Here is a 19,358-nt window from a genome sequence, read left to right as displayed (position 1 = left end):
CTTAGCATGTCGAACGTGAGCCAGCGACCGCTACTTGAAGTCATCCGCAGTTTCGGCCTCCTCGGGGTCAGTGCCTTCGGCGGCCCCACCGCCCACCTGGGCTATTTCCGCGAGGAGTTCGTGGCGCGTCGCACATGGCTGTCGGAGCGGGCTTATGCAGACATCGTGGCGGTCGCGCAGTTCCTCCCCGGGCCTGCCTCCTCCCAGGTGGGCATGGCGCTGGGGTATCACCGCGCCGGCTGGCTCGGCATGCTCGCCGCGTGGGTGATGTTCACGGCGCCGTCGGCAGTGTTGTTGACGGTGTTCGGGTTATTCATGGCTTCTGCGGGTATCGACGCCGAGCACGGATGGATCCGCGGCCTGCTCGCCGCGGCCGTCGCTGTGGTGTTCCATGCCGTCGCCGGCATGGCCAAGAACATGGCGAACACGCGCCTGACGGCCACTATCGCGGTGCTTGCCGGGTTGCTCGTGCTCGCGGTGCCCAGCCCTTTCACCCACATCAGCGTGATTATCGCCGCTGGTGTGTTCGGCGTGGTGCTCCTGCGGGGTTCGCTTGACGACGCCGCCGACCCCGACCCCGAGCCCATCCGCGCGGTCAGCGCCCGGGCAGCAATTATCGCCTTGGCTTTGTTTTTCGTGCTGCTTGGTGGGTTGTTACTGGCCGCCACCACGGTGGGTGGCTACCTGCTGACGCGGGTGGCGGCGTATGTCCAGGCCGGTTCCCTGGTGTTCGGCGGCGGGCACGTGGTCCTGCCCCTGCTGGAGCAGCTCACCGTGGCGCCCGGCTGGGTGGAACAGTCCGAGTTCCTCGCCGGTTATTCTGCTGCTCAGGCCGTGCCGGGGCCGCTGTTTACCTTCGCCTCCTACCTGGGGGCGGTCGACGGCGGTTGGGCGGGCGCCTTGGTGGCGACGGTGGCGATCTTTATCCCCTCGGCCCTGCTCATGGTGGCGGGCCTGCATTTCTGGGGGCGCTGGCGCCACTCCCCCACCCTGCGCCGGGCGTTCACGGCGATCAACGCGGCAGTGGTGGGTTTACTTGGCGCGGCGTTCTGGGACCCGGTGCTCAGCCATGGTGTCACCGGCATTGCCTCGCTGGTTATCGCAGCTTTGTGCTGGCTGGGCCTGGCTCAGTGGAAGCTTCCGCCGTGGTCGATTGCCCTGTTCGCGGCGCTCGCCGGCTGGGTAGTGCTCTAAGCACCACGGCCACCAGGATGATGACGGCGGCTGCCGTGGCGGCCGTCCAGACGAGCGCCTCGTTCTCGAAGGCACCGTCCGTGCGGGCGATAGCGATCCAAGCCAGACCCCAGGCGGTGGCCAGGGCCGGGGCGATACGTCCGCCGTTGAGCACGGCGGCAACCACGGCCACCACAGTCGCGACGACGATGCCCACCAGGCCCACCGGGATCTCCTCGAAGGCGCTGAATCCCTCAGCGACGAAGGTGGCCCAGGTGTTGGCGAAGGTGGCGGCCAAGACCCAGCCGAAGTAGAGGCCGAAGGTGCCGTCGGTGAGCGCGAGCTCGACGATGCCGCCGGTACGCGGGCGGCCGAGGATGTAGAGGATGCGGATGAGCACGGCCAGCAGGGCGACGATGACCAGCACCGACAGCCACAAAGCGCCGAGCTGGACGGTGAACAGCCAGGCGGCGTTGAGCAGCGCGGACAGGATCGCCCAGGGGCGCAGCACCCGCTGGCGTTCGGAGGCCCGGGCGGTGGGCGTCAGCTGCCACACGGCGTAGGCAGCCAGGCCGAAGTAGATTACCGCCCAGATGGAAAAGGCCGGGCTACCCGGGGCCAGGGGGGTGGCGTCGGCGGATAGGGCGCCACCGGCGGCCTCAGAAACCTGGTCACCGACGAGCGCGCCACTGCCCAAATAGGCCATCGCGATGGCGGCGGCGACACCGAGGACCGTGATGATGGACATCGGCCAAGGACTGGAATTTTCTCTTATTGTCGACATCTTATACATCGACTATAGCGAAAATCAGAACAACGACAATGAGGTGGAGCGGTAGACGGTGCCGAAGGGGGCGTCGATACGCACCCAACGACCGCTGATGGACACCCGCAGATGACGCGGCACCTCCATCGGCGCGGCGAAGCCCGGGATAAGCCCGAGCGAGGTGCACGTGAAGATCATGCGCATCGGGACCTCAGCGGTGCCGGCCTCACCGGTGACAGTGAGCACGGTCTGATCGAGCAGGCTGGCGGGCGGGCCGAGCGGGCCGGAGAACTGCCGCGCGAGGGCCTGGCCCTGATCAGCCAGGTCACGGACGACGTCCACCGGGACCTCATCGAGAAGCTGGAAACCCGTGGCCGGGGGCAGGGCACCCGGCCAATTCGGGTCGCGGGCCGGGCCGATGTGTGGGGAGCTGGTGCGCAGGGCGTCGAGAAGCGCGGTCGCCGCCACCACCGCACCGTCACGGGAAGCCTCGCCCTCGATGCGGCGTGCGGCGACCACCTGGAAAGGCGTGGTGACAAACACATCCACCTGGTCGCCGAGCTGGCGGAAACGAGCCGAGGCGGAGGCATCCAGATCCACCGCCCGACCCACCAGCGACTGGAGCCCCGGCGCGCCGCCGAGGATCCGCAGAGACTCCATCACTTGTCTGAATCGCCCGGCTCAAGCTCATCGACATCCGCGGCGCGGGTGAGGATCTTGACTTCCTTCTCCGTGATCGAACGCGGACGCTCCGTGTTCAGATCAATCGCCACCTGCACACACTCCACGACGCAGGCGATACGACCCTGGCGGTCCTTGATCTCCTGGCGGGTGGTGAAGGAAGTGTTGCCGATCTCCACGACCTGGGTCTCAATGAGCAGCTCGGTGGTGTCCGGCAGCACCGGGCGCAGGAAATCAGCATCAATGTGGCGGACGAACACCGCGAAGTCATGGCCCCGGGCGGTGAACTCATCCTCCGCGAACTGCAGGCGCGCCTCCTGGGCGACCTCAATGTAGTTCGCGTTCATGATGTGACCGTAGCGGTCGAAATCGGACCAGCGCACCGGGACGGTGGTGACGTGAAGTGCGGTGTTCTGGTCAGCAGTCATGCCGTACATACGGGTGAGTTTCCTTTTCCATGCGGTAACGCGTTCATGCCCCGTCCAATCTATACCGCGCGGGCAGGTTTGGTCAGTTCTCGCGCGGAGCGGGGTAGAAAGCAGCAACGTCCGGCCGCCTCGGGTGAGGCAACCGGACGTCGATAAGCGGGGCTAGCGAGTCAGGCGACGGTGCGTGACACGCGAGGGGCGTGCGGCATCCGCGCCGAGGCGCTCGATCTTGTTCTTCTCGTAGTCACCGAAGTTACCCTCGAACCAGAACCACTGCCCCTCCTCCACATTGCCCTCCCAGGCCAGGATGTGGGTACAGGTGCGGTCCAGGAACCAGCGGTCGTGCGAGATGACCACGGCGCAACCCGGGAACTTCTGCAGGGCGTTCTCGAGGGAACCGAGCGTCTCGACGTCGAGGTCGTTGGTCGGCTCATCGAGAAGCAACAGGTTGCCGCCCTGCTTGAGGGTCAACGCCAGGTTGAGGCGGTTGCGCTCACCACCGGAGAGCACCTTGGACGGCTTCTGCTGGTCCGGGCCCTTGAAACCAAAGGCCGACAGGTAGGCGCGGGACGGCATCTCATTCTGGCCGACCTGGATGTAGTCCAGGCCATCCGAGACGACCTGCCACACCGTGGCCTCCGGGTCGATGTTCTCACGGCCCTGGTCGACGTAGGACAACTTGACGGTCTCACCGACCTCGACGGTGCCGGCATCCGGCTCCTCCAGACCCACGATCGTCTTGAACAGGGTGGTCTTACCCACACCGTTCGGGCCTATGACGCCGACGATGCCGTTACGCGGCAGGGTGAAGGAGAGATCCTTGATCAGGACGCGGCCATCGAAACCCTTGTGCAGGTTGTTGACCTCCACGACCTTGTTGCCCAGGCGCGGCGGGGTCGGGATCTGGATCTCCTCGAAGTCCAGCTTCTTGTACTTCTCGGCCTCGGCGGCCATCTCCTCGTAGCGCTCCAGGCGGGCCTTGTTCTTGGCCTGACGTGCCTTCGGGGAGGAGCGGACCCACGCCAGCTCATCCTTGAGGCGCTTCTGCAGCTTCTGGTCCTTCTTACCGGCGACCTCGAGGCGCTCGGCCTTCTTCTCCAGGTAGGTGGAGTAGTTGCCCTCGTAGGGGTGCAGCTTGCCGCGGTCGACCTCACAGATCCACTCCGCGACGTGGTCGAGGAAGTAACGGTCGTGGGTGACGGCGAGGACGGCGCCCTTGTAGTCGGCGAGGTGCTTCTCCAGCCAGAGGACGGACTCGGCGTCGAGGTGGTTGGTGGGCTCATCGAGGAGCAGCAGGTCCGGCTCGGACAGCAGCAGCTTCGCCAGGGCGACGCGACGACGCTCACCACCGGAGAGGTGGGTGACCGGGGAATCGGACGGCGGGCAGCGCAGCGCCTCCATGGCCTGCTCGATCTTGGAGTCGACCTCCCACGCATCAGCGGCGTCGAGATCCTCCTGGAGACGACCCATCTCCTCCATGAGCTCATCGGTGTAGTTGGTCGCCATTTCCTCGGCGATCTCCTCGAAGCGCTTCTTCTTCTCGAAGATGTCGCCGAGGCCCTCCTCGACGTTCTCGCGGACGGTCTTCTCCTCGTTGAGCGGCGGCTCCTGCAGCAGGATGCCGACGGTGGCGCCCGGATCGAGGAACGCCTCACCGTTGGACGGCTGGTCGATGCCCGCCATCACCTTGAGGACGGAGGACTTGCCGGCACCGTTGGGTCCGACGACGCCGATCTTGGCGCCCGGGTAAAAGGCCATCGTGACATTGTCAAGGATGACCTTGTCGCCGACGACCCTTCGCACATTCTTCATCGTGTAGATGAACTCGGCCATTTTTCCCCTATGTTTCTAGTGCGGTAAAGACACTCCACAGGGTACATGACCGGCCCGGACGAGCTAGAAGGGGACATCCTCCTTCTGCTCGACCACCGGCTCCGGCGGCGGGCCGAATACCGAGGAGTTGTCCTCGTTGCCGTTCTCCTTGTCCGGGTGGATCCGGTCGCACAGGCTCGCCGGATCCACGTGCGCGGGCAGGGCCGCCCCGATGAGGTTCTTCTCCGCGGCCTCAATGCGCTGCGAGGCGATGACGTAGCGGTTGAGGTCCAGGCCCACCGAGTAGCCGCGCAGGCGCACCACCTGACGCTTTTCGTCGGTGCCCTTGACCTCCCACTCATCAGTGAACAGTGAGCCGTGCACGAGGACCGGCATCCCCTTGGTCAGCGACTTCTTGCAGTTGAGCGCGAGCGGACCCCACACCTCAACGTCGATGTAGAGCAGATCCGAATCGTTCCATATTTCCGGGTTGTTCTTATCCCGCGTGCGGCGGGAGGAAGCGATGCGGAACCGCGCCTTGTAGGTCTGGTTCTTCTCGAAGAACTGCAGGCTGGGTTCCTCGGTGAGATTGCCGATGAGTGTCGTAGGTGTCTGGGCCATGTTTTCCCCCTTGTGGTGTGTGGTGTCGTGGTGACACCTCGCAGCCTGGCAGGGGTGTGGGAGGGTGACAAACGCGGCGTCGATAAGCCTGTGGATAACTCGAGTTATCCACAGAAAACGGCCGGTTTCCGCATCAACGTTTGCGGCGCGAGCGAAGATCGAGTACGGGCCCTGCAGGCTCCTCCGGGGAGCCATCAGAGTCCGCAGCTGCGGACTCCGCAGCCTTGGGGAACTCCTTCTCCTCGAACTCCGAACGCGCCGTCCCACCTGCGGAGATACGGGCCAGCATGTCGTTGTAGGCCTCAAAGTCCTGGTCCTCACCGGCGGCCACGCGCTCCTCGTAGGCGGTCTCCGTGGCGCGATCATCGCGACGCCAGCCGATAAACAACAACAGGAACACCAGGCCCATCGGGAAGGAGCCTGACGCCCAGCCGATGCCGCCGCCCACCCGCTGATCCTGCAGGAGATCAAGCTCCCAGGGCAGGCCGAGGCTCATGTAGAAATCCTCGCCCATCACCGTGGTCAGCTGCATGAGGTAAATGCCGGCGAAGAGGTGGAAGGGCATGGAGCCCACCAGCCAGGCCAGGCGGATCGCCGTGGGGCGGCGCACCGGGGTCGGATCCACCCCCACCAGCTCCCAGAAATACAGGTAGCCGGAGATCAGGAACGCCCAGTTCATGGCCAGGTGGCCGGCGTGCTCCGAGATCGCCAGCTCATACAGGGGGATAAACAGGTAGAGGACGTAGAAGACGAAGAGGAACTGCAGCGTATTCACCAGCGGATGCGTGAGGAACTTCAGCAGCGGAGCCTTGGTGATCGCCAGCGCCCAATCATGCGGACCTGGTTGGCCCGGCGCACCCGGCGCATAGGCCGTCATGAGCAGCGTCAACGGGCCGCCGAGCACCAGGAACAGCGGCACCACCATCGACAGGATCATGTGCACGATCATGTGCATCGAGTAGGTGGCCGGCATGTTCATGCCCAGGCCCGAACTGGTGGTGACGAACAGGCTGCCCGTGCCCAGCAGCCACATCGTGGTGTACAGCGGGTTCCACCGGCCGCCCTGGCGGTGCACGCGCCACACGCCGTAGAGGTAGCCGGCGGTGATCAGCAGGGCGATGGCGCCGAACATCACGTCAAAACGCCACATGGTGAACACGTTGGCCAGGGTGGGCTTCTCGTAGAGGTCATAGCCCATCTGGATGGCCATCTGGGAGAGGTTCGGATCGCGCGGCGGGGGCGGCGGCGTACGCCCCATCGTGATGGCCACACCGGTGACCGCCGCCATGAGGATGACCTCCACGAGGGCGAAACGCATAAACATCCCCGGCTTCGAGTCGATCACCGGGATGGTGATCATCCGGTGCACGAAACCCAGGAAACCCAGCAGCACCAGGCCGACCGTCTTGGTCACCAGGATGAAACCGTAGGTGGTGGTCAGCCAGTCCTCCCACTCCACGCGGACCGCGGCGTTGATGAGGCCGGAAACGGTCATGGCGATCAGCGCGAACAACGCCACGCTGGAGTAGCGCCGCAGCCCGATCTCCATGTCGGGGCCCAGTCGGCGGCCGTGCGCGATGAGCGCCATGAGGCCACCGACCCACACCGCCATGGCGATGAGGTGCCACAGGTAGGAGTTCGTGCCGTAGTCGTGCGCGCCACCCGCCGCGGCGTGACCTTCCATGCCCAGCGGCACAATGGTAAGGATCGCACCGACCAGAAGCAGCGGCTGCGCGATCCATTTCCGGAAGATCAGCCCCGCCACGCCCACGACCAGCGAAATTCCCGCCACCACCGACCATGCCAGGGCGGTGGAGACCTGGCTGATCGCCACGCCCCACATGTCGATGGCGAGCGTGTTGCGGAACGGGGTGCCGGAGACATCCGAGAGCGTCAGCGGGATCATGAGCAGGGCGATGAGCCCGAAACTCAAGGTCGCCAGGGCGCCGGTGCGTGCGGCGATATCCCCGTCAACACTCAGCGGGGCCTCCACCAAGCGCGAGTTGTCGCCCCCCGGCACCTTCGGCGAGATGTAGAACGCCGCGAACATGAACGAGCCGATCGCCAGCGCCGCCAGCATCCAGCCCACCGCACGGAAGAATGGTAGCCCCCACGTGGTCACCGGCCCGGGATCCGGAATGCCCAGCGCCACGAGCGAGTCCGTGAGGAACTCGAAGGAGATCGTCGCACCCACCAGGCCCGCGACACCGAAAAACAGCAGGTAGAGCGGCCACGTCGGCCGCACCTTCTTTTCGCTTATCGACGCCCGCGTGACTGTCTCCGTTGCCTGTGGTGCTGACATGCGCTCTACCCTAATCCGCGAAACGCTGAGGTCCTAGCCAGGGTACGTGGGCGTGAATCTGCTCACTACCTGGGAACTTTTCCGGTTCCGCCGGGTTGTGCGTTAGGATTTAGCGCGCATGCCTCCGTAGCTCAGTGGATAGAGCACCGGACTTCTAATCCGTCGGTCGTTGGTTCGAATCCAATCGGGGGCGCCCCTGAGGTAGATCGCCGTGCAGCAGTGGCTTTTTCAGGCCCATTTTTGGGCCCTCCTGCACGGCGATCTACAGCACCATCGCGGCGGCGAAGCCGGCGATGAGTAGCGGGATGTTGAAGTGGATGAAGGTCGGGATGACCGAGTCCCGGATGTGGTCGTGCTGGCCGTCGGCGTTGAGACCCGAGGTGGGGCCCAGGGTGGAGTCGGATGCCGGGGAGCCGGCGTCACCGAGGGCGCCGGCGGTGCCGATGATGGCGACGGTGGCTACCGGGGAGAAGCCCATCGCCAGGCAGAGGGGGACGTAAATGGTGGTGATGATGGGCAGCGTCGAGAAGCTGGAGCCGATGCCCATGGTGACGATGAGCCCGACCACCAGCATCGCCACCGCGGCCGCCGCCTTGGAGCCGGCGAAGAGTTCGGCGGAGGCGGTGACCAGGGAGTCGACCTCGCCGGTGGCGGACATGACGGCGGCGAAGCCCTGAGCGGTGATCATGATGAAGCCGATAAGGGCCATCATCTTCATGCCGGCGGTGAAGATGTCATCGGCCTGATTCCACTTGACTGCACCGGTGGCCAGGAAGATCGCCAGGCCGGTGAGCGCGCCGATGAGCAGGGAGTTGGCTTCCGTACCCAGGGACTGCATGACGACCTGGACCGCAAACGTGGCGACGATCGCGATGAGCGCCACGATGATGCGGTAGCGGGAGATCGGTTCCTCGGCGGCGTCGGTGCCGACGGTGATGGGTTTGTCGGCGTAGGTACGGGGGCGTCGATAAGTGAAGAACACCGCGATGAGCAGACCAACCACCATGCCGAGCGCCGGGATGGTCATCGTGGTGAAGATGTTGATGTTGCTGGTGTCCAGGCCGGCGGTCTCGATGTTGCCCAGCAGGATGTCATTGAGGAAAATGTTGCCGAAGCCGATCGGGATCCACATGTACGTGGTGACCAGGCCGAACGTGAGCACCACCGCGATGAGGCGGCGGTCGATCTGCAGGCGGTTGAACACGGCCAGCAGCGGCGGGATAATCAGCGGAATGAAGGCGATGTGCACCGGAATGAGGTTCTGGCTCATGATCGCCATGGCCAGAATGCCGGCGATCATGCCCCACTTCGTCAGCGCGATCGTCTTCGTGCGCGCCGAGGTCGAATCCACCCCCAACTTCCCGATCAGCCAGTTGGCCAGCAGATTCGGCAACCCCGAGCTGGCCACCGCCATGGCGAAAGCACCGAGCAAGGCGTAGGACAGGGCGATCTGCGCACCCCCGGACAGGCCGTCCTGGAAGGCGACCATGGTGCCGTCGAGGCCGAGGCCACCGAGCAGACCACCGACCAGGGCACCGACGAACAGGGCCAGGACCACGTGGACCCGGGAAACAGCGAGGATGAGCATCACCAGCACGGCGATTAACACGGCGTTCATGGGTTTTAGATTAAAACAGTCAACCCAGGCGACTAGCCTTGACCCCATGACTCTTCCCTCCCCCAGTCCGGACAACTTCGCTCTCGTCACCGGCGCCAGCCAGGGTATCGGCATGGCCATGGCGCGTGATCTCGCGTCGATGGGTCACAATGTGATTGTGGTGGCGCGTCGAGAAGCGGTGTTGCGCGAGCTCGCCGACACCCTCGAAAACGCCCACGGTGTGACCGTGAAGGTGTGTGCAGCGGATTTGAGCAAGCACGACGAGGTCAGCCGGGTGATCGAGCTTATCGACGCCCACCGGGTCAACATCCTCATCAATTCCGCCGGTATTGCCTCGTTCGGGCCACTGATGAAGCAGGACTGGGATTATGAGGTCGATCAGTTCCACCTCAACGCCACCGCCGTGCACCGGCTCACCCGCGCGGCGCTCACCGGGATGCTGGAGCGGAAGTCCGGCGCGATCTGCAACGTCGGTTCCGCGGCGGGCAACGTGCCGATCCCCAATAACGCCACCTATGTATTCACCAAGGCCGGCGTCAATGCTTTTACCGAGGCACTGCACTATGAGCTCAAGGGCACCGGCGTGACCTGCACCTTGCTCGCGCCGGGGCCGGTGCGGGAAGCGGAGATCCCGGAGGCGGAGAAGTCGATCGTGGACAAAGTGGTGCCCGATTTCCTGTGGACCACCTACGAGTCCTGTTCCCGCGAGACACTGGAGGCGATGGCCAGGAACCAGCGCCGCGTGGTGCCCGGCCCGCTGAGCAAGGCGATGAACGCCGTGTCCAAGGTCGCGCCGACGGGCCTGCTGGCTCCCCTTATCGGCCGTTTCTACGCCAAGATGGGGGAATGAGCATGGATATCGCAGCGAAGAATGACCGCCTCGTGTGGGTCGACCTGGAGATGACCGGCCTCGACCTGGAGCGCCACGTCATCGTGGAGGTCGCAGCCCTGATCACCGACGCCGACCTGCAGATCATTGGCGAAGGTGTGGACCTGGTCGTCCACGCCACCGAGGAAGAGCTGGCGCAGATGGATGATTTCGTGACCAACATGCACGGAACGTCCGGCCTCACCGAGCAGATCCGGACTTCCACCGTGTCATTGCAGGAGGCCGAGGACGCGGTGCTGGCGCTCATCGCCGAGCACTGCTCCCCCGATCATCCCGCCCCGCTGGCCGGCAACTCCATCGCCACGGACCGGGCTTTCATCCGCGAGCAGATGCCGCGCCTCGACGCCGCCCTCCACTACCGCATGGTCGACGTCTCCTCCATCAAGGAACTCGCCCGACGCTGGTTCCCCAAGGCCTACTTCAACCAGCCGGAGAAGGGCCTGGCGCACCGCGCGCTGGCGGACATCGTCGAATCAATCCGCGAGCTCGATTACTATCGACGCGCCATCTTCGTCCCCACCCCCGGCCCCCAGTCGTCTGTCGCCGCCGAGTGCGCCACCGCCTCCACCGAGCACTACCAGCGGTTTTTGTAATTTGCGTGCGGTAGGTTAATCTGTAATCCGCTGCAATTAAGCAGCGATGGTGGCTGTAGTTCAGCTGGTAGAGCACCAGGTTGTGATCCTGGGTGTCGCGGGTTCGAGCCCCGTCAGCCACCCCGAAGAATAGCCCCCGACCTTGGGAAACAGGGTCGGGGGCTAAGTCTTTCCCGCAGACTGGATCCCCTGCCTACGCTCTAGACGACGCGGAGGCCTTGGGGTTCCGGGGCAGCTTAGGCCTGGACAGCCTCACCGTAGAGCTGGAACAGGTGCTCCACGATCACCTTCTCCTCGCAACCAGGCTCCAACCCGTAGGCCTTCTCCACGGCAGAGTCGAGGGCTTGGTGGGCGGCCACAAGTTGCGGGAACAGCCAGCCATGATCCGGGTCATAGAAATCCTTCAAGGCAGCATCAGGGTAGGCCGCGCGGGCTTCCAACACTGCTTGTGCTGCAGCCTCGATCTCAGCCCGCTGCTGGTCATCCACCTCGGGCCAGACGAAATTGTTGTAGACGATGGTGTTCGCATAGTTGTAATCGGACTTGAGCCGACCAGCGACTGTCCTCATCCACGCATTGTGAACGCGAGACGCGACAATCCCGAAATCATAGACAGTGGCGTTGGGAACGAAGTAGAGCTTGTTCCCAGGGATCATGCCTTCGGTGACAAATCCAATCGGAATGTACTCGCGACGTTCCGACGAGACCGCCGGAACGGCCAGGTAGTCGCCATCGCCGTCGTATCTAATTTCGTCGAACAACCAGGGGGTTGAGGCCTTCTTCTGCGTCGCCACCTTCTTCGACGACAACCGCATCTCTCTCACCTGCTGAACACGATTAAGCACCATTGGCACTGTCTTCAACTCGTGTGGTGGACAGTCCACCAGCCACAGACAGAACCTCTCGATACCTCTGATGAACTCCGCGCCCATAGAGAACGGACGGATCCACTTCTCGGCAGCAGGCTCCTTCTTCACCAGCTCGTCGCGCTCAGATCGGGACAGGAGCAAGTGCCCACCATCAGTTGGTTTCCCGCCGGCAATCATCTCCGGGACAGCCGAGATCGGTTTGCTCCTCCGCGTCACGTACACATTCGGTGCATCGACCAGATACCCGTTGATGTGCTTCGGGTGATCCACGCGCTCCAGCTCACGCCCCCGGTACGCGAACAGCAGCTTGTCCTTCCGTTCGACGTAGCTGAACCCCACGATGACCACGTGTACTGCGGCGTAGTCCGCTGCTTCGTTGCTCCATGAGAACGTCCGGTGGGCGAAGTTGATGAACAACCCACGGCTCAACAACGGCTCCCATAGAGGCTGTACCTGCTGACCCTGGGTAATCGAGTTGGTGGAGACTAGCGCTGCTTCAATCTTCGTGCCCTTCATGTAGTCAGCGGCCAGCTTGTACCAGCAGGCCACATAGTCGAGGACACCTCCGGACTTCCCGAAGATGACTGCTCGTTCAGCCTTCTGATCGTCACTGAGGTTTGAGTAGCCCAGGAACGGCGGATTACCAATGATGTAGTTGCAACGCTCGGGCTCGAGCACACTCTCCCACTCCACCTGCAGCGCGTTACCGTGGACAATTCCCGGCGCGTCCTTCAGGGGCAGTGCATCCACCCGCCCGGAGGTGACCATCTCGGTCTCCAGATCGGCCTGCAGTTGCGCGATCCACAAGGCAGTCTGGGCCACCGATACGGCAAAGTCATTGATCTCAATGCCATAGAACTGCGACACCTTCACTTTGATCGGCGATTCTTGGCCGACGTCCAGTACTGCCTGGCCGCGCTGGATCTCCGTCAACACCTTGTTCTCCAGGCGGCGCAAGGATATGTAAGTCTCGGTGAGGAAGTTACCGGAACCACAGGCTGGATCGAAGAACGTCAGTCCAGCGAGTTTGTCCTGGAACCGCTTGAGGTTATTCCGGCGCTTGACGTCCCCCCCCCCCCCGTTCGCGATCAGAATGTTCTCCAGCTCTACTGTCAGGTCATCCAGAAACAGCGGGTCAATAACCTTATGGATGTTGTCCGGGCTGGTGTAGTGCATCCCTCCCGAACGGCGCGTCTCCGGGTTAAGTGTGGACTCGAAGACACCGCCGAAGATGGTGGGGCTGATGCGCGACCAGTCATGACTATGGCTGATGTCACGCACCAGGAGAGTCTTGAGGTCCTCGGTGAATACCGGGATCTCTACATTCTGCTCCCGGAATAGACCACCGTTGACGTAAGGAAAGCCACTGAACTGCTCCCGGTCATAGGGCGAGCGCTCCTCCAACGGAGTATCCAGAATGCGAAATAGCTGGTCAAGTGCCATGTGCATGAAATTGGCCGGCAGCGGCTCTAGGTAGTCCCGCAAGGCATTTTTGTTGAAAACACCGGCGTCTTCCGCAAACAGGCAAAACACCAATCGCACGCTCAGCACATTCAACGCATGTTGCACCTGCGGGGAATCGGGGTCAGCATATAAACCAGCTAATCCCTCATAGAGACGCCCCACCAGATCTCCGGCGGCCAGCGAGACTTCCTTTTCCCGGATCGCCCGCTGGGTCTGCGGCGCGACGAGAAAATCCAACAGGTGCAACTGCTCGGGCAGTTCCTCCAACGTAAAGGAGACATAATTCTCCTCCGGGCGTTCAACGTCGAGGTCATGGAGACGGAACTCCCCGAAGTTGCACACGATCACCATGTCGGGCCGCTGAGAATTCGGCTGCGAGTCGACGTAATTCTTGACCTGCTCGAAAGGAGTCACCATGTGCCCTTGACGGGTATCTGGTTTGTCCAGATCGACACCGAGAGACTTCTGTTCAATGAAGGTCTTGGCGTCCGGGATGCGCACGTCAATGAAACCACCGTAGGTGGTGCGCCCCTCGAAGAGGACGGCCGTGGTGATCTCCTTCATGCCGAGCACATTGGTGCACAGGTCCAGCCAGAACTTATGGGTGTCTGATTTCTCGGAACCGATCCCCTGCCATCTCTCCACGAATTCCTTCGCGGCAGATACGCGCTGGTTATGCGTCAGCAACGGGGACGTAGTGGCAACCATCTCGACAACACCTCGGATCAATGAGAACAACTTTCCTCGATTCTAGGCGAGGACCTGTACATTTCCGCTAGGCAAGTCCCCCGGACCTTGACCCCTCCCGGAAGTGACTGCCGTCACTTTTGTCAAGAATCTGCACAAGCTAGCGCCCATCAGTCATCCTGGGTAGACAACAAACCCAAGGAGTGAGAATGTCTACCACCGATATCGTCATCGTCGGCGCCGCGCGCACGCCTTTCGGCCGTTTCCTCGGCGGGCTGGCCCCAATGTCCGCCGTTGATCTCGGCGCCACCGCGATCCGGGGTGCGCTGGAGAGGTCCGGCGTTGATCCTTCGCTTATCGACGCCGCCCTCATCGGCCACGTCCTCCAAGCCGGCGCCGGCCAAAACCCGGCCCGGCAGGCCGCCTTGCAGGCGGGCCTGCCGGTGAATGCCCACGCAATGACGCTGAATAAGGTGTGCCTGTCCGGCTTGAGCGCGATTATCGACGCCGCCCGTCTCCTCCGTTCCGGCGAGGCCCGGGTCGTCGTCGCGGGTGGCATGGAGTCGATGTCGAATGCTCCGCACCTGCTGCCCGGGAGCCGCCAGGGGCATCGTTTCGGCCCCGCCGCCCTGGTTGATCACATGGCTCACGACGGTCTGACGGATGCCGAGAGCGGTGAGTCCATGGGCACGATGACCGAGGGCTATGGCGGGGCTTTCCCCGTGAGCCGGCAAGCCCAGGATGGGTTCGCCGCTGCCTCCCACCAGCGGGCCGCCGCCGCTTGGGATGAGGGCCTGTTTGCCGCCGAGGTGGTGCCGGTGACCATTTCCGGGCGCAAGGGGGAGACCACCGTGGAACGCGATGAGGGGGTCCGCCCCGATTCCACCGCGGAGAGCCTGGCGGGTCTGCGCCCGGCGTTCAGCAAGGACGGCTCCATCACCGCGGGGAACTCTTCCCCGATTTCCGATGGCGCGGCGGCGGTCATCCTCACCACCCGCGAGCTAGCCCAGGAGCAGGGATGGGAAGTGCTGGCGACCGTGCGGGCCGTAGGCCAGGTCGCCGGCCCGGACAGCTCCCTGCAGGCCCAGCCGGCGAACGCGCTGGCCCAGGCCCTGGAACGACAGGAATGGGCGGCCGCGGATCTTGATGTGGTGGAGATCAACGAGGCCTTCGCCGCCGTCGGCCTCGTCTCCACGCAGCAGCTGGGTGTGGACCCCACGGTGGTCAACCCACACGGCGGCGCCATCGCGCTCGGCCACCCCATCGGTGCTTCCGGTGCCCGCCTGGTCGTACACGTCGCACACCTGCTCTCCACGGGGCAGGCCACACGTGTCGGCGTCGCCCTGTGCGGGGGCGGTGGCCAGGGCGAGGCGCTGCTGCTGGAGGGTTAGCCGCGGCTATTCCCCCAGGTGCTCCCGCAGGGTCGTTCCGGAGTACTCGGTACGGAACACCCCGCGCTCCTGGAGGACGGGGATGACGAGGTCAACGAAGTCCTCGATACCCGCGGGCAGGGAGGGCGGCATGAGGTTGAAGCCGTCGGCACCTCCCTCATCAACCCAGCGCTGCATCTCGTCGGCGATCTGCTCGGGCGTGCCCACGAAGGTGGCGTGCCCGCCGCCGGCCGCGAGGTAGCCAAGCAGCTCCCGCACGGTGGGCTGCCTCGACTCGATGATCCGCAGGATGGTGGCATAGCGTCCCTTGGGCCCGGTGAACTCATCGAGCGGAGGCAGCGGGGGCACCGGGGCGTCCAACTCCCAGCTGGAGGTGTCCTGTTGGATGAAGTACTCCAGCCCCCGCAGCGCATCGGCCACCGGCAGCAGCTCATTCATAGCGCGCTGCTTCTCGCGGGCCTCCTCCTCGGTGCGGCCGACATAGGTGACCAGGCCCGGCATGACCACAATCGAATCGGGATCCCGCCCCAGCGACTCAGCCCGACGCCGCACATCAAGGCGATATTCCTGTGCCATCTCCAGATCCCAAGCCACGGCGTAGATACCCTCGGCATACTTCGCCGCCAGGTCGCGGCCCGGTTCGGAGGCCCCGGCCTGGAACAGCACCGGGCGCCCCTGCGGGCCAACGGGGATGTTCAACGGGCCCGCAACTTTGAAGAACTCGCCGGAGTGGGCGGGCGTCGATAAGCGGGAAGCATCGACCCAGGACTCGTCGCACACCACGGCATCGGCCGGAAACGAATCCCACAATTCGCCGATGACCTGGGTGAATTCCTCAGCGCGTGCGTAGCGCTCGGCGTGCGGCGGGAGCGCATCCATGCCGTGGTTGCGGGCCTCGTCATCGCCCATGGAGGTGACCACGTTGATCCCGGCGCGCCCGCCAGAGATGTGGTCCAGGCTGGCCATGAGGCGGGCGGCGTGGAAGGGCGGCCAGAAAGTCGCGGAAATGGTGGTGACCAGCCCGATCCGCGAGGTGGCGCGCGCCAGGGCGGTCAACGTGGTGACGGGTTCGAGGAACCAGGCGGGGCCACCGCCGACGCCTCCGATAGCGGCCGACTGGCCGTCGGCGAGGAAGAAGGCATCGAGCTTGCCGCGCTCGGCGATCTGCGCGAGTTCCTCCCAATAGGTGATGTCGCCGAGGCGGCCCACCGAGGAATCGGGTGCGCGCCACGCGGAGGTGTGGTGCCCGGCCGCGAAAGCGAAGAGGTTGATGTGCATGAACTAGTCCTTGACCAGCCCGCCGTCGACGACCAGGTTCTGCCCGGTGACCGAGCGTGCCCACGGGGAGGCGAAGAACAGGATCGCGTCGGCGAACTCCTCGGGGGTGGTCACGGACTGCAGCGGGGTCCCCTGCGCGATGAAGTCGAAGACTTCGTCCGGGGTGGCGGCGGAGGCGTCGGTCTTGCGCAGCAGGCCGCCGGAGAGCATGTTGACGCTCACGCCGCGCGGGCCCAAGTCAGCGGCCAGGGTGCGGGTGAGGGAAAGGAGGGCGGCCTTGGCGGCGGTGTAGTCGTGGTAGGGCACGACCGGGTACTGGAAGAGGTTGGTGCCGATGGTGATGACACGGCCCGAGCCGAACTCGTCGAAGCCCGGCAGGGCTGCCTGGGTGACGTTGAGGGTGCCCTGGATGGCGCCGGCGAACTGGGACTCGAAACGCTCGTAGACGATCTCCTCGGCCTTGGGGCGGGCATCGCCGTCGAAGGAGAAATCAATCAGGGCGTTGGAAACGACGGTGGTGACGGGGGCGTCGAAAAGCTCCCTGGCCTGGGTGAACAGGGCGTCAACCTGGGTGCGCTCGCGGACATCCGCCTGGATGGCCACGGCCTGACCGGGGTACTTATCCGCGATCTCCTGTGCGGCCTGCCCGGAAGAGAAGTAGTTGATGACCACCTTCGCGCCTTCGCGCAGGAACGCCTCGGTGACTGCCTTGCCGAGGCCGCGGGCGCCGCCGGTGACCAGGACAATCTGCTCATTGATGGGGGTGGGAGCAATGCTCATGTGGGTGCCTTTCACAGGAAAAGGCGAAGGAGAGACATTCCCTTCGCCAGTGTTAACTGGATCAGGTTCGACGGGTGTGTTCTCAGCTGCACTGCTCGGCAGCACCCCGTGTCACGTGAGGGCCACCATAGCAAAACCCGCTGCTACCCTAGCCACCATGAACATCCGGCCGGCCATCATCGTGACGATCGCGTCGCAGGTTCTCGCTGTGTGGTTGGCCTGGGCGGTCGGGGGTGGCGTCGGGCTGCTCATCGGCGTTCTCGTCTCGTTGCTCGGCATCAGTGCGGCTGTGCTGTTGCTCACCCGCTCCCCTGAAGACGCGACCGTCCCGAGTGAGTTCGAGGTGGCTGAGGAACACCACCGTCAGGTGCTCGACGAGTACTCCCGGTGGGAGCTCGACCCGGAAATGCTGCTGCGCTTCCCCGGCCTGTGGGACCGTTCTCGGCCGGAGGTGCACCGCTACTTCGATGCGCTGGCAGCAGCCGGGCAGGCCACTGCCGCGGACTACCCGGACGCCGTCGAGGAGCTGCGGATGGCGTGGGCGGGCGCGCAGCGTTATGCACGTTCGACCGGTACCTCGGCGCTGGCAGAGTCGCGTCGCACCGAGGCCGAGACCGGCCTCAAGCTCTACCGGCACGCCCAGGGCGCGGCGACAGAGCAGGAGCGGGCGACGTACTACCGCCGGGCCCTGGAGACGGTGCGTTCGCTTATCGACGCCGGCCTCCTCCCCTCTTCCCTCCCCGCCGTCGAAAAACTCGAATCGCTGCAGCGCGGGGAATTGACCTAGAGTTCGCGGCGCTGCTCGGCGGCGTGGGGGCCGTCGAGGGCGCGCAGGACCACTCCCGAGTGCTCGGCGCGGATCTGCCAGGCGATGGGGTGATCGCTCGCGGGCACCAGGTCCTGGTCCACCGGGATGTCCGCCAGGGGGTGGAATCCGAGCTGGTCGTCGGGGGTGCGGGGTTCGATGGTGGGGAATTGCCCGATGCCTACCGCGACCTGGAGGTAGTCGCCGTCGACGGTGCCGCGGAACTCGACACCGCCCTCCAGGGGGCGGTTGTCGATGACGGGACCGTGGATGAGCTGGGTGGCGCTGCGGGCGGAGAGGATCTGGAACTCGGCTGTTAAGGGGCGGCGGTCATCGAGTATGAGGGCGTTGATGATCTGCTCGCGGGCGGCGCCCATGTCGGTGACGTCGAAGTAGGTGTCGGGCAGGGTGCCGTCGGCAAGCACCTGGAGACGCAGGTCGCGGCCGCGGGCGCGGGAATTGAACTGCGCGACGGGCAGCGCCTGCGGGTTGGCTGCCTCGAGCGGCTGCTGGTCGGAGTGCCCGGGGTAGAGCCACACTGACTCAAAGTCCGGTGTGGTGCCGATGCCCTGGGCGGCGGCGGTGAGTTCCTCGGTGACCTGGTCATAGGAGAACGTGACCTGGTGGCCGTCGAAGGTGGCGGGGGCGTGTTCGAGCGCTGTCCGTTCCCACTGCCATTCGCGCTGGGGGCGGGTTTCCAGGCGGGCACGGAACTTCCCGCCCTGGTTGTCGGCGACATCGATGTAGCTGCCCGCGGAGAGGTCAGTGAACAGGTTCATCCAGATGAGTTGGGCGGATCCGCCTGCGGCCAGCTGGTCGGCGATGTCGAGAGCCTGGGCGTGCAGCTCGTCGAGGCTGTCCACCGGGTCGGCGGCGATGGCCCCGCTCCGCTTCGCCACGACTCCGCCCTCCGGAAACGGAGTCATCACCACGACGAGCACACCCGTGAGCAGCACCGCGGGCACGGCCGCGACGAGCAGGGTGCGCACCCGCCGGCTTCGTGCCACCGCCCACACCACCGCCGCCGCACCGAGCGCGACAAGCAGCCCACCACCGACGCGTTGTGGCAGGTCAAGCCCGGGCCAGGCGAGGGCCGCCAGCCCCGCGACGAGGGCGAGGGCGCCGAGGACGGCCGACATCGACGATCTATCCATGCGGCCACTGTAATTCAGGTAGTTTGGCGATATCGATACATAAGGCG

The 19,358-nt window shown here is 64.7% G+C and carries 16 protein-coding genes, 2 tRNA genes and 1 riboswitch; of the genes, 7 read left to right on the top strand and 11 right to left on the bottom strand.

Features of this window, described 5'->3' with window-relative positions:
• The first annotated feature begins 15 nt into the window (after nucleotides 1-15).
• Nucleotides 16-1,194, top strand: a complete 1,179-nt coding sequence (gene chrA / locus Q4G50_RS03575) for a chromate efflux transporter (RefSeq protein ID WP_303376269.1) — start codon at nucleotides 16-18, stop codon at nucleotides 1,192-1,194.
• Here chrA and Q4G50_RS03570 read toward each other — a convergent pair.
• From Q4G50_RS03570 to Q4G50_RS03545, 6 genes are all read right to left on the bottom strand, one after another.
• Entirely contained in the window at nucleotides 1,097-1,921 is an 825-nt protein-coding gene (locus Q4G50_RS03570; protein WP_303376268.1) for a tryptophan-rich sensory protein, read from the bottom strand. The genes chrA and Q4G50_RS03570 overlap by 98 nt on opposite strands.
• A gap of 60 nt (nucleotides 1,922-1,981) precedes the next feature.
• Nucleotides 1,982-2,599, bottom strand: coding sequence for a hypothetical protein (locus Q4G50_RS03565; RefSeq protein ID WP_303376267.1), 618 nt, complete (start codon nucleotides 2,597-2,599; stop codon nucleotides 1,982-1,984).
• Nucleotides 2,599-3,048 carry a thioesterase family protein gene (locus Q4G50_RS03560; RefSeq protein ID WP_303376266.1) on the bottom strand — a complete coding sequence of 150 codons (450 nt, stop codon included), beginning with the start codon at nucleotides 3,046-3,048 and terminating at the stop codon, nucleotides 2,599-2,601. Before Q4G50_RS03560 ends, Q4G50_RS03565 begins: the two co-directional genes overlap by 1 nt.
• A gap of 162 nt (nucleotides 3,049-3,210) precedes the next feature.
• Nucleotides 3,211-4,881 (bottom strand): energy-dependent translational throttle protein EttA, encoded by a 1,671-nt coding sequence (ettA, locus tag Q4G50_RS03555; protein ID WP_303376265.1) that lies wholly within the window; start codon nucleotides 4,879-4,881, stop codon nucleotides 3,211-3,213.
• 63 nt (nucleotides 4,882-4,944) lie between these two features.
• Nucleotides 4,945-5,481: a single-stranded DNA-binding protein gene (locus Q4G50_RS03550; RefSeq protein WP_303376264.1), complete on the bottom strand. Its 537-nt coding sequence runs from the start codon at nucleotides 5,479-5,481 to the stop codon at nucleotides 4,945-4,947.
• 133 nt (nucleotides 5,482-5,614) lie between these two features.
• Nucleotides 5,615-7,783, bottom strand: coding sequence for a cytochrome c oxidase assembly protein (locus Q4G50_RS03545; RefSeq protein WP_303376263.1), 2,169 nt, complete (start codon nucleotides 7,781-7,783; stop codon nucleotides 5,615-5,617).
• 120 nt (nucleotides 7,784-7,903) lie between these two features.
• Between Q4G50_RS03545 and Q4G50_RS03540 the strand changes: the two genes are divergently transcribed.
• Nucleotides 7,904-7,976, top strand: a tRNA-Arg gene (locus Q4G50_RS03540).
• A gap of 69 nt (nucleotides 7,977-8,045) precedes the next feature.
• Here Q4G50_RS03540 and Q4G50_RS03535 read toward each other — a convergent pair.
• Nucleotides 8,046-9,401: a Na+/H+ antiporter family protein gene (locus Q4G50_RS03535; protein ID WP_303376262.1), complete on the bottom strand. Its 1,356-nt coding sequence runs from the start codon at nucleotides 9,399-9,401 to the stop codon at nucleotides 8,046-8,048.
• Between the two features lie 46 nt (nucleotides 9,402-9,447).
• Between Q4G50_RS03535 and cmrA the strand changes: the two genes are divergently transcribed.
• The 3 genes from cmrA to Q4G50_RS03520 all read left to right on the top strand — a co-directional run bounded on the left by cmrA (nucleotide 9,448) and on the right by Q4G50_RS03520 (nucleotide 11,005).
• Nucleotides 9,448-10,251: a mycolate reductase gene (cmrA, locus tag Q4G50_RS03530; protein ID WP_303376261.1), complete on the top strand. Its 804-nt coding sequence runs from the start codon at nucleotides 9,448-9,450 to the stop codon at nucleotides 10,249-10,251.
• Nucleotides 10,248-10,883: an oligoribonuclease gene (gene orn, locus Q4G50_RS03525; RefSeq protein ID WP_303376260.1), complete on the top strand. Its 636-nt coding sequence runs from the start codon at nucleotides 10,248-10,250 to the stop codon at nucleotides 10,881-10,883. Before cmrA ends, orn begins: the two co-directional genes overlap by 4 nt.
• A gap of 49 nt (nucleotides 10,884-10,932) precedes the next feature.
• Nucleotides 10,933-11,005: transfer RNA gene (locus tag Q4G50_RS03520), tRNA-His, on the top strand.
• Between the two features lie 114 nt (nucleotides 11,006-11,119).
• On the opposite strand, the gene Q4G50_RS03515 is transcribed toward Q4G50_RS03520, so the two are convergent.
• Nucleotides 11,120-13,924, bottom strand: coding sequence for a DNA methyltransferase (locus Q4G50_RS03515; protein ID WP_303376259.1), 2,805 nt, complete (start codon nucleotides 13,922-13,924; stop codon nucleotides 11,120-11,122).
• Nucleotides 13,925-14,112: 188 nt separating this feature from the next.
• On the opposite strand from Q4G50_RS03515, the gene Q4G50_RS03510 reads away from it, so the two are divergent.
• A complete protein-coding gene (locus Q4G50_RS03510; RefSeq protein ID WP_303376258.1) occupies nucleotides 14,113-15,294 on the top strand; it encodes an acetyl-CoA C-acyltransferase in 1,182 nt (393 codons plus the stop codon).
• A 6-nt stretch (nucleotides 15,295-15,300) separates the two neighbouring features.
• Here Q4G50_RS03510 and Q4G50_RS03505 read toward each other — a convergent pair whose 3' ends face one another.
• Nucleotides 15,301-16,572 (bottom strand): LLM class flavin-dependent oxidoreductase, encoded by a 1,272-nt coding sequence (locus tag Q4G50_RS03505; RefSeq protein WP_303376257.1) that lies wholly within the window; start codon nucleotides 16,570-16,572, stop codon nucleotides 15,301-15,303.
• A 3-nt stretch (nucleotides 16,573-16,575) separates the two neighbouring features.
• On the bottom strand, nucleotides 16,576-17,352 hold the full coding sequence (locus Q4G50_RS03500) for a 3-oxoacyl-ACP reductase (RefSeq protein ID WP_303376256.1): 777 nt from the start codon (nucleotides 17,350-17,352) through the stop codon (nucleotides 16,576-16,578).
• A 20-nt stretch (nucleotides 17,353-17,372) separates the two neighbouring features.
• Nucleotides 17,373-17,471: riboswitch (TPP riboswitch) on the bottom strand.
• A gap of 38 nt (nucleotides 17,472-17,509) precedes the next feature.
• Here Q4G50_RS03500 and Q4G50_RS03495 point away from each other — a divergent pair.
• Nucleotides 17,510-18,139 carry a hypothetical protein gene (locus Q4G50_RS03495; protein ID WP_303376255.1) on the top strand — a complete coding sequence of 210 codons (630 nt, stop codon included), beginning with the start codon at nucleotides 17,510-17,512 and terminating at the stop codon, nucleotides 18,137-18,139.
• Here Q4G50_RS03495 and Q4G50_RS03490 read toward each other — a convergent pair.
• On the bottom strand, nucleotides 18,136-19,311 hold the full coding sequence (locus Q4G50_RS03490; protein WP_303376254.1) for a hypothetical protein: 1,176 nt from the start codon (nucleotides 19,309-19,311) through the stop codon (nucleotides 18,136-18,138). The two genes, Q4G50_RS03495 and Q4G50_RS03490, sit on opposite strands and share 4 nt — an antisense overlap.
• Nucleotides 19,312-19,358: the final 47 nt, after the last annotated feature.

Source organism: Corynebacterium sp., from assembly GCF_030538285.1.
In the GTDB taxonomy this organism is placed as follows: Bacteria; Actinomycetota; Actinomycetes; order Mycobacteriales; family Mycobacteriaceae; genus Corynebacterium.
This window is presented reverse-complemented; position numbering and strand designations above follow the sequence as displayed.

What these genes read in the sequence shown, in the direction of transcription:
- Q4G50_RS03570 (WP_303376268.1), bottom strand. Translation starts at nt 1,921, where the DNA reads ATGTCCATCATCACGGTCCTCGGTGTCGCCGCCGCCATCGCGATGGCC.
- Q4G50_RS03565 (WP_303376267.1), bottom strand. Translation starts at nt 2,599, where the DNA reads ATGGAGTCTCTGCGGATCCTCGGCGGCGCGCCGGGGCTCCAGTCGCTG.
- Q4G50_RS03560 (WP_303376266.1), bottom strand. Translation starts at nt 3,048, where the DNA reads ATGACTGCTGACCAGAACACCGCACTTCACGTCACCACCGTCCCGGTG.
- ettA (WP_303376265.1), bottom strand. Translation starts at nt 4,881, where the DNA reads ATGGCCGAGTTCATCTACACGATGAAGAATGTGCGAAGGGTCGTCGGC.
- Q4G50_RS03550 (WP_303376264.1), bottom strand. Translation starts at nt 5,481, where the DNA reads ATGGCCCAGACACCTACGACACTCATCGGCAATCTCACCGAGGAACCC.
- Q4G50_RS03545 (WP_303376263.1), bottom strand. Translation starts at nt 7,783, where the DNA reads ATGTCAGCACCACAGGCAACGGAGACAGTCACGCGGGCGTCGATAAGC.
- Q4G50_RS03535 (WP_303376262.1), bottom strand. Translation starts at nt 9,401, where the DNA reads ATGAACGCCGTGTTAATCGCCGTGCTGGTGATGCTCATCCTCGCTGTT.
- cmrA (WP_303376261.1), top strand. Translation starts at nt 9,448, where the DNA reads ATGACTCTTCCCTCCCCCAGTCCGGACAACTTCGCTCTCGTCACCGGC.
- orn (WP_303376260.1), top strand. Translation starts at nt 10,248, where the DNA reads ATGAGCATGGATATCGCAGCGAAGAATGACCGCCTCGTGTGGGTCGAC.
- Q4G50_RS03515 (WP_303376259.1), bottom strand. Translation starts at nt 13,924, where the DNA reads ATGGTTGCCACTACGTCCCCGTTGCTGACGCATAACCAGCGCGTATCT.
- Q4G50_RS03510 (WP_303376258.1), top strand. Translation starts at nt 14,113, where the DNA reads ATGTCTACCACCGATATCGTCATCGTCGGCGCCGCGCGCACGCCTTTC.
- Q4G50_RS03505 (WP_303376257.1), bottom strand. Translation starts at nt 16,572, where the DNA reads ATGCACATCAACCTCTTCGCTTTCGCGGCCGGGCACCACACCTCCGCG.
- Q4G50_RS03500 (WP_303376256.1), bottom strand. Translation starts at nt 17,352, where the DNA reads ATGAGCATTGCTCCCACCCCCATCAATGAGCAGATTGTCCTGGTCACC.
- Q4G50_RS03495 (WP_303376255.1), top strand. Translation starts at nt 17,510, where the DNA reads ATGAACATCCGGCCGGCCATCATCGTGACGATCGCGTCGCAGGTTCTC.
- Q4G50_RS03490 (WP_303376254.1), bottom strand. Translation starts at nt 19,311, where the DNA reads ATGGATAGATCGTCGATGTCGGCCGTCCTCGGCGCCCTCGCCCTCGTC.